13 protein-coding genes are annotated in these 13,712 nt (G+C 57.8%); 6 read left to right on the forward strand and 7 right to left on the reverse strand.

Annotated features, from left to right (window positions below):
- Positions 1-129 precede the first annotated feature (129 nt).
- The 4 genes from AO726_RS03500 to AO726_RS03515 form a co-directional block, all read right to left on the reverse strand.
- Entirely contained in the window at positions 130-1,233 is a 1,104-nt protein-coding gene (locus AO726_RS03500; RefSeq protein WP_058066654.1) for an NADH:flavin oxidoreductase, read from the reverse strand.
- A 43-nt stretch (positions 1,234-1,276) separates the two neighbouring features.
- Positions 1,277-1,870, reverse strand: coding sequence for a TetR/AcrR family transcriptional regulator (locus AO726_RS03505; protein WP_058066655.1), 594 nt, complete (start codon positions 1,868-1,870; stop codon positions 1,277-1,279).
- 177 nt (positions 1,871-2,047) lie between these two features.
- On the reverse strand, positions 2,048-2,335 hold the full coding sequence (locus AO726_RS03510) for a PA4642 family protein (protein WP_058066656.1): 288 nt from the start codon (positions 2,333-2,335) through the stop codon (positions 2,048-2,050).
- 122 nt (positions 2,336-2,457) lie between these two features.
- Entirely contained in the window at positions 2,458-3,015 is a 558-nt protein-coding gene (locus AO726_RS03515; protein WP_058066657.1) for a hypoxanthine-guanine phosphoribosyltransferase, read from the reverse strand.
- A gap of 240 nt (positions 3,016-3,255) precedes the next feature.
- On the opposite strand from AO726_RS03515, the gene upp reads away from it, so the two are divergent.
- From upp to AO726_RS03530, 3 genes are all read left to right on the forward strand, one after another.
- Positions 3,256-3,894: a uracil phosphoribosyltransferase gene (gene upp / locus AO726_RS03520; RefSeq protein ID WP_058066658.1), complete on the forward strand. Its 639-nt coding sequence runs from the start codon at positions 3,256-3,258 to the stop codon at positions 3,892-3,894.
- Positions 3,895-3,897: 3 nt separating this feature from the next.
- Positions 3,898-5,160 (forward strand): uracil-xanthine permease family protein, encoded by a 1,263-nt coding sequence (locus tag AO726_RS03525; RefSeq protein WP_058066659.1) that lies wholly within the window; start codon positions 3,898-3,900, stop codon positions 5,158-5,160.
- A 197-nt stretch (positions 5,161-5,357) separates the two neighbouring features.
- Positions 5,358-6,395, forward strand: coding sequence for a sensor domain-containing diguanylate cyclase (locus AO726_RS03530; protein WP_058066660.1), 1,038 nt, complete (start codon positions 5,358-5,360; stop codon positions 6,393-6,395).
- A 53-nt stretch (positions 6,396-6,448) separates the two neighbouring features.
- On the opposite strand, the gene AO726_RS03535 is transcribed toward AO726_RS03530, so the two are convergent.
- Positions 6,449-6,838 (reverse strand): NUDIX hydrolase, encoded by a 390-nt coding sequence (locus AO726_RS03535; RefSeq protein WP_058066661.1) that lies wholly within the window; start codon positions 6,836-6,838, stop codon positions 6,449-6,451.
- A gap of 195 nt (positions 6,839-7,033) precedes the next feature.
- On the opposite strand from AO726_RS03535, the gene AO726_RS03540 reads away from it, so the two are divergent.
- Entirely contained in the window at positions 7,034-8,263 is a 1,230-nt protein-coding gene (locus AO726_RS03540) for an MFS transporter (RefSeq protein ID WP_058066662.1), read from the forward strand.
- Between the two features lie 19 nt (positions 8,264-8,282).
- On the opposite strand, the gene AO726_RS03545 is transcribed toward AO726_RS03540, so the two are convergent.
- Positions 8,283-9,707, reverse strand: a complete 1,425-nt coding sequence (locus tag AO726_RS03545) for a heavy metal sensor histidine kinase (RefSeq protein ID WP_058066663.1) — start codon at positions 9,705-9,707, stop codon at positions 8,283-8,285.
- A complete protein-coding gene (locus AO726_RS03550) occupies positions 9,704-10,378 on the reverse strand; it encodes a heavy metal response regulator transcription factor (RefSeq protein WP_058066664.1) in 675 nt (224 codons plus the stop codon). The genes AO726_RS03545 and AO726_RS03550 overlap by 4 nt, the downstream gene beginning before the upstream one ends.
- A 470-nt stretch (positions 10,379-10,848) precedes the next feature.
- On the opposite strand from AO726_RS03550, the gene AO726_RS03555 reads away from it, so the two are divergent.
- Together AO726_RS03555 and AO726_RS03560 are read left to right on the forward strand one after the other, a co-directional pair.
- Positions 10,849-12,111, forward strand: coding sequence for a TolC family protein (locus AO726_RS03555; RefSeq protein WP_058066665.1), 1,263 nt, complete (start codon positions 10,849-10,851; stop codon positions 12,109-12,111).
- A 68-nt stretch (positions 12,112-12,179) separates the two neighbouring features.
- Positions 12,180-13,712: an efflux RND transporter periplasmic adaptor subunit gene (locus AO726_RS03560; RefSeq protein WP_446737404.1), complete on the forward strand. Its 1,533-nt coding sequence runs from the start codon at positions 12,180-12,182 to the stop codon at positions 13,710-13,712.

The following is a 13,712-nucleotide window of genomic DNA, read 5'->3' on the forward strand; positions in this document are numbered from 1 at the left end:
ATCACTATGACTCTCGCCGGTTCAACCTGAAAGCTATTCACTGAGCGAACAGCGTTTCAGCAGGTGCCCAGATAAACAAAGCCCATCATTACGATGGGCTTTGTCACAACAACCACACACCGAACGCAATCAGACCAACTTGGTCAGCGCATCACGGCTAAACGGCAGAATGTCTTCCTCGCGGCCATCACGCACTTTCACCGCCCAGTCTGGATCGACCAGCAGCGCGCGGCCGACAGCAACCAGATCAAACTCCTGCTTATTCAGGCGCTCCAGCAGTTTTTCCAGACTCGCAGGCTGGGCCACCTTGTCGGTGTTGACCATAAACTGCATAAACTCCTCATCCAACCCGACGCTGCCGACAGTAATCACCGGCTTACCAGTGAGCTTACGGGTCCAGCCAGCCAGGTTCAGGTCGGAGCCTTCAAACTCCGGCTCCCAGAAGCGGCGGGTTGAGCAGTGGAAGACGTCCACACCAGCATCCGACAGCGGCTTGAGGAATGCTTCCAGCGCTTCCGGAGTTTGCACCAGACGCGCGGTGTAATCCTGCTGCTTCCACTGCGACCAGCGCAGAATAATCGGGAAGTCCGGGCCAACCGCTTCACGCACTGCCTTGATCAACTCGATGGCAAAGCGTGAGCGCCCCGCCAGATCACCGCCGTATTCGTCAGTGCGCTTGTTGCTGCCTTCCCAGAAAAACTGGTCGATCAGGTAACCATGAGCGCCATGCAGCTCAACGCCATCCATGCCGATGCGTTTGGCGTCTTTGGCGGCTTGGGCAAACGCGGCGATGACCTCCTGAATGTCCTCTTTAGTCATGCCGTGAACAATGACATTGCCATCCTTAACCTTCTCGCTCGGGCCATAACCCGGCACGCTGGCATCTGGTTCAGTACCGATGCGGCGCACACTGCCGACGTGCCACAGTTGCGGGACGATCTTGCCGCCTTCGGCGTGAACTGCTTCAACCACTTTCTGCCAACCTGCCAGCGCGTCTTCACCATAAAAACGCGGCACATGCGGGTAGCCGTTGCTGGCTTTATGGCCCACGGTGGTGCCTTCAGTGATGATCAGGCCAACACCGCCCGCTGCGCGGCGGCGGTAGTACTCAATGACCTTGCTGTTAGGTACGCCACCTGGCGAAAACGAACGGGTCATCGGCGCCATCACCACGCGAGTCGGCAGTGTCAGGTTGCCCAGGGTGAAAGGCTGAAACAGTGCAGATGCAGTCATGATCTATCCTTGGCGGCCATGCCGCGACTGATTGAGGGAGTTTTCAGGCCTGCAGCAAGCGCTGCAGCCGTTCGATGAAATCGGTTAATGCCTGCAAGTTGCCGGACACTTTCAGCCGGGTCAGCGTGCCCTGCCAGGCATTGCAGATAAATGCGGCCAGATTACGGCAGTCCTCATCGGCGGCCAGTTGCCCCGCCGCTTGCGCCTGCTCAAGACAGGCCTGAAGAATATCCGCCGACTGTTGCAGAATCCCGTCCACAGCCGCACCCAGTGGCGGAGAAAGCTCAGCCATTTCAAAGCTCAGGCTGCCGATAAAGCAGTGATATTCCAGACGCTCTTGCCGGGTGAAGTGCTCAACCAGCTCACGGTAATAACCCAGAATCCGCGCACTGGGACTCAAGGCCGTGTTACTGAGTGCATCGGCGTAGCGCTGCAAACGCGGCTGATAAATGCTCTGCAGGGCTTGTAGGGCGAAATCTTCCTTACTCTCGAAGTAATGGTAGAACGACCCTTTGGGCACCCCGGCGGCCTGCACAATCTCCTGCACACCTGCGCCGTGATAACCACGACGAGTCATCACTTCGGCACCTTTGACGAGGATCAGTTCACGCTTGTCGAGTCGGGTTCGGATATTCATGGGGCAAGAATATGACCGGTCGTCTCGCCCACTGAAAGCACTATTGATCGCAGTGATTATCTGCCACAAGCGGCAAGCTGCGTGTTACATCCAGCAGCAAACTGCGCATTACAAAGAAAGGGAAAGCAGAACTGCCAGAGAGCCGTGAATATTCACGGCCCGGCAGGGAGAGACGTATCAGGCGCGAGCGGCCTTGATGATCTCGATGTAGGACTCGGCAAAACGCTGATCTTGGATCAACGCGACAAAGTCATTGCCTTGAGCATCCTTGGCGTTGAGGTCAAAGCCTGCCTCAACGAAAAAGCCGATAAAGCGCTCGAAGTCGTCAACGCGCAGACCACGGTAAGCCTTGATCAATTTGTGCAGCGAAGGTGGCGTGGCGTCCGCTGGCTCTTCATTGAGATAGCGCTTGATCTGCTCGTCGCTGATTTCTTCGCCAATTACCTGTTTCTTATCTTTACGCACGGTTCACTCCAGCTACCAAGCCTCACGAGGGGCGCAGTTTAACGCTGGTAGGGGGCGGGGCTCAACGGCGTGCATCCTGCACGTAGCGCAATCCCTTGCAGGGCCGTTGATGTGCTGAAGCCTTACAGGCCTTTGACCGCGTAGATACCGGCAGCGTTGCGCCAGTAGCCTTTGTAATCCATGCCATAACCAAAGATGTAACGGTCAATGCAGGACATTCCAACGAAGTCGGCTTTCATGCCCGGTACAGCCTTGCGATCGTGATCTTTGTCGATCAGCACAGCGGTGTGTACAGCGCGGGCACCGGCGTGGCGGCAGAAGTCGATGATGGCGCGCAGGGTGTGACCTTCATCCAGAATATCGTCGATGATCAGCACATCGCGGTCGATGAAGGAGATTTCAGGTTTGGCTTTCCAGAACAGCTCGCCGCCGGTGGTTTCATTGCGATAGCGGGTAGCGTGCAGGTAGGACAGTTCCAGCGGGAAGTTGAGCTTGGTCACCAGTTTGCCGGAAAAGATCAGACCGCCGTTCATGACACAGAACACAACTGGATTGCTGTCAGCCAGCTTCTCAGTAATAGAGGCGGCAACCTGATCAATCGCAGCCTCGACCTGGGCTTCGGTGTACAAACAATCGGCTTCAGCCATCACCTGGCGGATGTGCTCGAGTTCAGCGGACATTCTGTTTCCTCTCTGCAGCGGGCCCCGCCAGTTAAAAGCTGACCAAGGCGTCAAGATAAAAACCGGAAAAGATACTACCCAGCCAAATAGCCGGCAAGACAAAACCGAATAACGACGGCGATTTTCGCTAAAAAACTATACATTAGGCGATAATCGACCTGACCAAGACATTTTCGGACACATATAGCTGCCAATGCTTTAATCTTTAGCGGTTTACCTGCTTCCGGAGAATCCCGCCCTATGTCCGTCCTCGAGATCCGCCACCCGCTTATTCGCCACAAAATCGGCCTGATGCGCCGTGCCGGAATCAGCACCAAAAACTTCCGCGAACTGGCCCAGGAAATCGCGGCCCTGCTGACCTACGAAGCGACAAAGGATCTGCCGCTGGAAAATTATGAACTGGATGGCTGGTGCGGTCCGGTTCAGGTTGAAAAAATCTCCGGGAAGAAAATTACCATCGTACCAATCCTGCGCGCTGGTATCGGCATGCTCGACGGCGTTCTCAGCCTCATCCCCGGCGCCAAAGTCAGCGCCGTAGGTGTCGCCCGCAACGAAGAAACCCTGCAAGCCCACACCTATCTGGAAAAGCTGGTTCCGGAGATCGACGAGCGTCTGGCGATGATCGTAGACCCAATGCTGGCAACCGGCGGCTCCATGGTTGCCACCATCGACCTGCTGAAAAAGGCCGGCTGCAAGGAAATCCGCGCCATGGTTCTGGTGGCGGCACCGGAAGGCATCAAGGTGGTTCAGGACGCCCACCCGGATGTGACTATCTATACGGCTTCGATCGACAGCCACCTCAACGACCAGGGCTACATCATTCCCGGCTTGGGCGATGCGGGTGACAAAATCTTCGGCACCAAACAGAAGGATGCCTGATTCATGCAGGATGAATTCAATGACCCGCTCTGGCGTCAGGTGATCTCCGGCGCGCAAATGCTCTTTGTGGCGTTTGGCGCACTGGTGCTGATGCCGCTGATTACCGGCATGGACCCGAACGTCGCGCTGTTTACAGCCGGCATCGGCACGCTGTTGTTCCAACTGGTAACTGGCCGCCAGGTCCCTGTTTTCCTTGCTTCAAGCTTTGCCTTTATCGCGCCTATTCTGGCCGCTAAAGGCGAGTTCGGCCTGCCGGCGGTATTGGGCGGCATCATTGCTTCAGGTCTGGTGTATATCGTTCTCAGCGCCATCGTCAAAGTCCGCGGCGCTGACTTTATCGACAAACTGCTGCCGCCGGTTGTGATCGCCCCGGTGATCATCTCAATCGGTCTGGCACTGTCCCCGGTGGCGGTAAACATGGCCATGGGCAAGGCCGGTGACGGCAGCGCGCAGTTGGTGCCGTACGAGACCGCCATGCTGATCTCCATGACTGCACTGGTGGTAACTGTGCTGGTTGCCGCGCTGGGCCGTGGACTGCTGCGTCTGGTGCCGATTCTTGCCGGGATCATCGCGGGCTGCACCGTTGCAGCGTTCTGCGGCGTCATTGATACCAGTGCTGTGCACACTGCACCGTGGCTGGCCATGCCTGCGTTTGTTGCGCCTGAACTGCATTGGGGTGCGATTCTCTACATCGTTCCGGTTGCACTGGCTCCGGCCATTGAACACATCGGCGGCGTAGTCGCCATCGGCAGCGTGACTGGCAAAAACTTCATCAAGAAGCCTGGCTTGCACCGCACCCTGCTGGGCGACGGTCTGGCTACCTCCGCGGCCGGTATGTTCGGCGGCCCGCCCAACACGACCTATGCAGAAGTGACCGGCGCGGTGATGCTGACCAAGAACTACAACCCGAAAATCATGACCTGGGCGGCGATCATTGCCATTGCCCTGGCCTTTGTCGGCAAGTTCGGCACCGCACTGCAAAGTATTCCGGTGCCGGTCATGGGCGGCATCCTCTGCCTGCTGTTCGGCTCGATTGCTGTGGTCGGCTTGAATACCCTGATCCGCCATCAGGTCGATCTGTCCGAAGCACGCAACCTGATCATCGTATCCGTCACGCTGGTGTTCGGCATTGGTGGCATGGTCTTCGGCGGTAACGACTTCGCCCTCTCCGGCATCTCGCTGTGCGCAGTCATCGCACTGCTGCTGAACCTGGTCTTGCCGGGCGGCAATGCCTGGCGCAAGAAAGTCATCGAGCCTGATGTCTGAGCGTTCACCTGCTTAAACAGAAGCCCCGCTCATGCGGGGCTTCTGCTTTGTGTGCAGCATAGAGACTGCACAAGCCTTACGGGCCGTATTACCCGCCCAGCAAATTTGCACGATCGAACAATTTTATTGATATAGCGTTATGCAACCGCTGCAAAGCTGGACAAAACTAGATGTATGTTCCCCACAGTGACACGTAAATGGATCCGATCCTTAGTCTGCTCTCAGATACCGTCCCCAAAGCCCGCAGCCTTGAGGAACTGACACGCCCGCTGCTGACGATTCTCAGCGAAGTCACCGGCCTGGAGTCCGCCTACCTCACCACCATTGACTTAAATGCAGGCACGCAGAAAGTCGTCTTTGCCTGCAACACCGGCGATATGCAAATCCCCGAAGGACTCGAAGTCCCCTGGGGCGATACGCTGTGCAGACGCGCCCTGGAAGAGGGTCGCCTGTACACCAGTAATGTCGCCGAGTGCTGGGGTGACTCCGATGCAGCCGCCGCGCTCGGAATAAAGACCTACATAACCGCTCCGATCAGGTCCCAAAACGGCGATCTGCTGGGTACAGTCTGCGCAGCCAGCGCCCAAAGCGTGACCCGCGCACCGAATGTCGAACCGCTGCTGCGTCTGCTGTCCGGGCTGATCAGCTACTCACTGGAGCGTGAAATCCTCGTCGACCAGTTGCAGAAAGCCAACCAAGAGCTGACGAAACTAGCCCTGACTGACCCGTTGACCGGACTGCCTAACCGCCGCGCGGTGCTGAGTGACATCAGTCGCATGTTCGATCTTGCGCAACGGGAAAACAGGTTTGTGCTGATTGGCGTTATTGATCTGGATGGTTTCAAGCAGATTAACGACACCTATGGCCATCTGGCTGGCGATGAGTTTCTGCAAGGCATGGCCAACCAGCTGAAGCAGGCCCTGAGAAGTAGCGATGTGATCGGCCGTGCCGGTGGTGATGAATTCATCGTCATCGCACTGGGCCCGTCGATCAGCTCATCAATGCCTGACAGTGAGATGCAGCACGCTGCAGATCTACTGCAAACGCGCCTTACCCATGCCAGCAGCGGCCGCTTCAAGCTGAGCAGTGTAGACAGCGAGCTTGATTACCCGGGAGCCAGTGTCGGGATTGCAGCCATGCTGCCCGGCACCCTGAGTGCAGATGACGCTATCCGCAAAGCCGACCATGAAATGTACAAGGTGAAAGCGCAGCGCAAACGAAACCAACTGACGTAACCCCCAGTGATGCCTCTGCCCGGAGTTTGGGCAGAGGCGTTAACCCCCTCAAATCACCCCACACTCTCCAACACCCGCTGAATTGACGCCCGATACCCTTCCGGCAAGTTGTCCGGCAGTTGATCCGCGGCAAACAAGCCGATGCTTTTATGTTCGTGGCTGACTTCCGGATCGAAAGGGCCTGTCAGGGTGCAGCGGAAGGTGACGATAAATACGTGCCTGGCCGGGACGACCTCGAACAGATAGGTGTCCAGCAACTCATCCACGTTCACCTTCAGGTTCAGCTCTTCGCGGATTTCACGGGCCAGGCATTGCGCAGGGGATTCACCCAGTTCGATCCGGCCTCCGGGCAGCTCCCACTCGTTGCGCTCATTGAGCAACAACACCAGTTGCTGATCCGGGGAAAACAGAACGCCTTTGACCGAAACGGGGTAGCTGGACATGCTCAAATCTCCTGATTGGCTGACTGCCGCCGGGCAGTTGTTCACCTGCCGATCATAAAAATGTTAGGCACCTAACAAGATAAACAGGCAATATCTCCGGTCCAGAGCCTTCCGCTTACCTGCGGCGGGCATACCGGAACCGATTCATCTGTGGACAACACGCCAACCAGATTCTCTCCAGAATAAGTCACCCGCATGACAAGCCAATCTGCCCAATCGCCCCAAACACCGACTAACCAGCAGGGCGTATCCGCCAATCAGTTTCTGCTGCCGGTGGTGGGTGCTGCTGCCTTTGCTCACCTGATCAACGATCTATGCCAGGCCGTTTTGCCTGCGGTCTACCCGATGCTCAAAAGCGAGTTTTCGCTGAGTTTTTCGCAGATCGGCATACTGGGCATGCTCTATCAGCTGATCGCCTCATTTCTGCAACCGTGGATCGGCCTGTACACAGACAAACGCCCAATGCCCTACTTGCTGCCAGCAGGCATGGTGATGACCCTGCTGGGCATGTGCATTCTGGCAATGGCCCCCAGCTACACCTGGCTGTTACTGGGTTCTGCCGTCATGGGGATTGGCTCTGCAACCTTCCACCCTGAAGCCTCGCGGGTGGCACGTATGGGTTCAGGCGGACGCTTTGGCACAGCGCAATCGACCTTTCAGGTGGGCGGAAACTCAGGCACGGCGCTCGGACCGTTGCTCGCTGCAGCGATTGTGATTCCCTTTGGTCAATATGCGATTGCCTGGTTTGTCGTGGCCGCTGCACTGGGGATATTCGTACTGTGGCGACTTACCCTCTGGACCGTCAGCCATGGCCAGGCCCGGCTTAAAAAACTGTCCGGCGGCAATACCGAAGGGCTCAGCCGCAATCAGGTGATTCAGGCCATCGCCGTTATCGCGGTACTGATGTTCGCCAAGTTCATCTACATTGGCGCGTTCACCAACTACTTCACCTTCTACCTGATGGAACGCTTCAGCATGAGCGTTCAGCAGAGCCAGATTTATCTGTTCATCTTCCTTGCGGCGATTGCGCTGGGCACCTTTGCCGGCGGCCCGATTGGTGATCGGATCGGACGCAAAGCAGTGATCTGGATTTCCTTCCTCGGTGTTGCACCGTTTGCCCTCGCCCTGCCCTACGCCGGGCCAACGCTGACCGCGGTGCTGGCGATCATGATTGGCCTGGTCATGTCGTCGGCCTTTTCTGCCATGGTGGTATACGCGCAGGAGGCTGTGCCGGGCCGGGTCGGGATGGTTTCCGGGCTGATGTTCGGGCTGATGTTCGGCATTGGCGGAGTCGGTGCAGCCGGGCTGGGTGAGCTGGCCGACATCAAGGGCATCGTCTGGGTCTATCAGCTGGTCTCGTTCCTGCCACTGCTGGGACTGGCCACCGCCTTACTGCCGCGCACGCAGCCCCTCAAGCCGCGCTAACAGTCCGCGCAGCGGTGCATCACCGCTGCTGGCTGCGCACTTGGTTTTCCAATTGCTTCTGATGGTGCGCCGGGAACAGCAGGCGGAACGTGGTGATACCTGCCAGTTCACTGCTGACTTCCACCGCGCCCTGATGAACATTCATGATCGAATGCACGATGGCCAGGCCCAGCCCAGTGCCGCCTTCCGCCCGACTGCGGCTGGCGTCCACCCGGTAGAAGCGTTCAAACAGGTGCGGCAGATGCTGTGCTGGAATCCCAACGCCGGGATTGCTCACGGACAGCACCACCTTGCCGGCCTGTTCTTGAATATTGACCCAGATAACACTCTCCACATGGCTGTGACGGATGGCATTGGACAGCAAGTTGGAAATGGCCCGCTGCACCATTAACCGCTCGCCGATGATGATGCCGTCACCACTGAGTTTGATATCAACCTGCTTATCTTCTGCGCTAATCGAAAACAGATCAGCCACCTGACGCGCTTCATCCCCCAGACTGATACGGCTGAATGAAGTCAGTGAGATGGGTTGCCCGGCCTGGGCAAGAAACAGCATGTCCGAGACAATCCGGCTGATGCGCTCCAGCTCTTCGGTGCAGCTTTCCAACACCGCTTTGTATTCCTCAGGCGGCCGCTCCCGGGACAAGGTCACTTGTGCCTTACCCATCAGGTTACTGATCGGTGAGCGTAGCTCGTGGGCCAGATCATCAGAAAACTGCGACAGCTCCTGCACGCCACTGTCCAACCGGCCCAGCATGTAGTTGATGCTGAATGCCAGCTCACTCAACTCAAGCGGCAGGCCATCCGTTTCAAGGCGATGGGCAAGGTCCTGCGTGGTCACCCGCGCCGCCACTTTTCTGAAGTTGCGCAGCGGTGCCAGCCCACCCTGCACAATCCACCAGCCGCCCAGGCCGATAAACAGCACCAGAAACGGCAAGGCAATCAGGCTGGAACGCAGAAACGCCGTCAGCAGTACTTCATCCATCGTGCGGTCAATCGACAGTTGCAGCGTCACCTCGCTGCCATCCTGCAAGCGCACGTCCTGGCCCAGGGTCATGAAGTTGCGCCGGGTGCCATCCAACCATTCAAGCAACTGCGGCTGCCCGCCAATGTAGCTGGGCTTGGGCACTTTGGAGGCGTTAGTCATGCTCAATAGCGAGCGCCCCACATCGCCACTTTCGTAGATATCCAGCTGCAGATTGTCGTGCCCGGCGACGATATCAATCAGGTGATGGGGCTGGCTGATGATGTCCGCACGGGTCAGCCGGTCTTCTTCAAGGCGATGCTGAACCTGCTCCAGCTTGCCGGTCAGAGTGTTTTTCGCATGCAGGCTCAGCTCACGGGACAGGGAGAAATAGGCGAGCCCGGCCAGCAGCACCACAATCGCCGCACCCATCAGGGCGACGGATAACCCCAGCCGGGCAGAAAGACTGGCAGGCTTCATTCCCGCGCCTCGAGCACATAGCCCACACCACGCAGGGTGTGGATCAGTTTCGGCTGGAAAGCATCATCAATTTTGGCCCGTAAGCGGCGAATGGAAACGTCCACAACATTAGTGTCGCAGTCGAAATTCATATCCCATACCAGTGACGTGATTTGAGTACGCGTCAGCACTTCCCCACTGCGGCGCATCAGAAGGTGCAACAAGGCAAACTCTTTGGTGGTCAGGTCAATCCGCTGATCGCCGCGAAATGCACGGTGACGGCCGGGGTCCAGCTCCAGATCGGCCACGCGCAAAACACTCGGCGCAGACGCCTGATCGCTGCGCCGTAACAATGTGCGCACACGGGCCAGCAGCTCGGGAAACTCAAACGGCTTAACCAGATAGTCATCCGCGCCCAAGTCCAGACCTTTGATTTTGTCTGCCAGACGCCCCCGCGCGGTAAGCATCATCACCCGCGTATTGCTGTCACGCCGCAGGCTCTCCAAGACGCCCCAGCCATCCAGCCCCGGCAGGTTTACGTCGAGGATGACCAAGTCATATTCCTGCTGCCGGACCAAGTGCAGGCCATCCAACCCGGAGTGAACCTTATCCACTATATATCCGCTCTCAGTTAAACCCTGATGCAGGTATTCAGCGGTTTTAATTTCATCCTCAACAATCAAAATTCGCATAACACTATCTTCCGTGAAAGAACCTTACATACAACCATATGGCGTGTATTAAATTTAATTAACCAGCTGCCAAACTTATTCACGCTGTAGCACAGCCGATATATTTACCAATCCTAAAACCTGTACCCACTACAGGGTCAATACCTGCACCAACAAACCATGGCTCTGGGCCACCAAAGCCTTACACTGCAAGGCCATCAGTAGCATTTTGATTAACACTGGTGACTAGACATTACTTCCAGAACCGTATTAACAGGCTGACTTATCCTGTGCCGGCGCAATATTAATTGAAAGATTAAAATGCGTAACAAAGATTACATATTTGTAATCTTTCACTCACTTTGGAGATAGGTGCCGATTTTTATAATCCGCCACGAAACCACTCCCGCCAAACACTCAATCTAAACCTGCAGATAACCAAGCAGCTGATATTGAAGCGGGCGTGACTATTTGTTGCGGAGGATTGACCCTTGTTCGCTGAAAAAGGTGCTGTTGCAAACCGATACCGGAAACTTTTATCCCGCTCACTGCTGAGCCTGTGGATCCTCGCACCAGCGATGAGCGCCTCCGCCCAAGGGCTGTCACTGGATGAAGCCCTGCGCCAGGCTGAGGCCAATAGCCCTACGCTGTCTGCCGCGAATCGCCAGATCGGGATTGCCCAGGGCGGTCGCCAACAAGCCGGGCTGATTCCTAACCCCGAGCTGTCCTGGAGCATGGAAGACACCCGCAGCCAGTCCAGCATTACTTCCGTGCAAATTGCCCAGCCCATCGAACTTGGCGGCAAGCGTGGCGCACGTATTGATCTGGCCGAGAAAGGCCAGTCTGCCGCGAACGTAGAGCTGGAACGCAGCAAGAACGAACTGCGCGCCAATGTCATTCAGGCGTTTTATGACAGCCTGCTGGCGGACATGCGGGTGCAGCTGACGCAACAATCCCTGCAACTGGCCAAGCGCGGTGCCGACGGTGCCAGAGCCCGTGTGGAAGCGGGCAAGGTGTCACCGGTTGAACTGACCCGCGCGCAGGTGCAGCTGTCTGAAGTGGACGTTGAGCTGCGCCGCGCCCAGCGTGACAAAGCCAACGCCCTTGCCCGCCTGCAGGCCACCCTCGGTCAGGAAGGCACCCCGCTCAGCCTGGAAGGAGACCCCACGCGCCTGCCCAAACCGCCAGCGGTGAATGGCCTCTGGTCGCGCCTGGACGACACCGCAGTGATGCGCATTGCACGCCTGTCAGTCGATGAGCAGGAGGCCTCACTGGCACTGGAAAAGACCCAGCGCATTCCAGATCTCACCGTCAGCGTCGGCAGCCAGTACGACAAAGGCCTGCGCCAACGCGTCAACCTGGTTGGCCTGTCGATGCCGATTCCGCTGTTCAACCGCAACCAGGGCAACATCCTGTCCGCCTCCTACCGTGCCGATCAGGCCCGCGACCTGCGCAATGCCACCGAACTGAACCTGCGCTCTGACGTGCAGCAAGCCATGGACCAGTGGCTGGTGGCCATGGATGAGATCGAGATGTTCAACAGCACCATCCTGCCCTCTGCCAAGAGCGCGGTGGATAGCGCCACCCGAGGCTTCGAAATGGGCAAGTTCGCCTTTCTCGATGTTCTCGACGCCCAGCGCACGCTGATCACTGCCCGCAGCAACTACGTCAACGCCCTGGCCTCAGCCACCGCCTCCTGGGTGCTGGTGGAGCGCGTCTACGGTGACATCACTGCGCTCGCAGCCAGCCGCTGAACCCACGAATTCCACCCTTACAGACAGGCCGCCCAAGCGGGCCTGCATCCCTTTTGCCGGAGTAATTTATGAACAAGAGACTATCCCTGGCGCTCGCTATTGCTACCGGGCTTGGCCTGACAGGCAGCGCCTATTCAGTCTGGGCCGACGATGCGCCAGCCGAGCAAGCCCAACACGCAGAAGCAAGTGCGCATAAAGACGCCGAACACCACGGCTCAAGCCCGGCCAACGCCCATGAAGATGCCGCTCAACACATTGATCAGGAACACCACAAAAACGGCCCCAATGGCGGAATGAGCTTCAACATCGGCGGCCTGGATGCAGAGCTGGTGATTCCTGACGGCACACCGATGAAGCTGTTCCTCAGCCAAGCCAACAAGCCCGTCAGCCCCGCCGGACTGCAGGTGTCACTTGAACTCAGACAACCCGGCTACAAAGCAGCCAGGCAAGTGACGTTCAGCGCCAGCGGCAACAGTTTTGTCAGCGACTCAGGCATTGGCGAGCCGCACTACTTTGACGCCACCCTCAAACTCCAGCGCGACGGCACAACTTTCAGTTTCCCCTTCTCCCGGGATGAAGGCCTGATCAAACTCAGCGACAGCCAGATCAAAGCCGCAGGCATTCAGCTGACCAGCGCCGCTCCTGCGCAAATGACCGAAACCCTGAGCCTGCCCGGCGAAATCCGCTTCAACGAAGACCGCACCGCCCACGTTGTCCCGAGAACCACCGGCATTGTGGAAAAGGTCGAAGTCGAACTCGGCCAGAGCGTCAAAAAGGGCCAACTGCTGGCTGTGATTGCCAGCCAGCAAATCTCCGATCAGCGCAGCGAGCTGGCTGCCTCCCAACGCCGCCTGGAGCTGGCCCGCACCACGTTCAACCGCGAACGCCAGCTGTGGCAGGAAAAGATTTCCGCCGAGCAGGATTACCTGCAAGCACGCCAGCAGCTACAGGAAGCCGAAATTGCCGTGGCCAACGCCCGCCAGAAAATGGCGGCCTTCGGTGACAACGTCGCCCTCACCGGCGGCAACAGCTACGAGCTGCGCGCACCGTTCGACGGCGTTGTAGTGGAGAAGCACCTGGTCCTCGGCGAATCAGTCACTGAAGCCAGCAACGCCTTCACCGTCTCCGACCTCAGCAACGTCTGGGCGACCTTCAATATCTCCCCCAGCGATCTGGGCAAAGTCCGCGTCGGCAAGCCGGTCAAAGTCAGCTCGCCGGAGCTAAATGCCGAAGTCCAGGGCACCGTCTCTTACATCGGCAGCCTACTCGGGGAACAAACCCGTACCGCCATCGCCCGCGCCACTCTGCAAAACCCCGAAGGCGCGTGGCGTCCCGGCCTGTTTGTCTCGGTCGTAGTCGCCACCGACTCACGCCAGAGCAACGTCACCGTACCAACTGAGTCGATTCAGACGCTTGAAGAAAAGCCCTCGGTGTTCATCCGCGTCGCTGACGGCTTTGTCCCGCGCACCGTAACCACGGGTGCGGGCAACGGCGGCAAAGTCGAGATCAGCCAGGGATTGGACGAAGGCACACAAGTCGCCGCAGAGGGCAGCTTCATCCTCAAGTCGGAACTGGGCAAAAGCGCAGCAGATCACCACTGA

The sequence above is a fragment of the Pseudomonas sp. TTU2014-080ASC genome (genome assembly GCF_001446935.1).
Lineage (GTDB): Bacteria > Pseudomonadota > Gammaproteobacteria > Pseudomonadales > Pseudomonadaceae > Aquipseudomonas.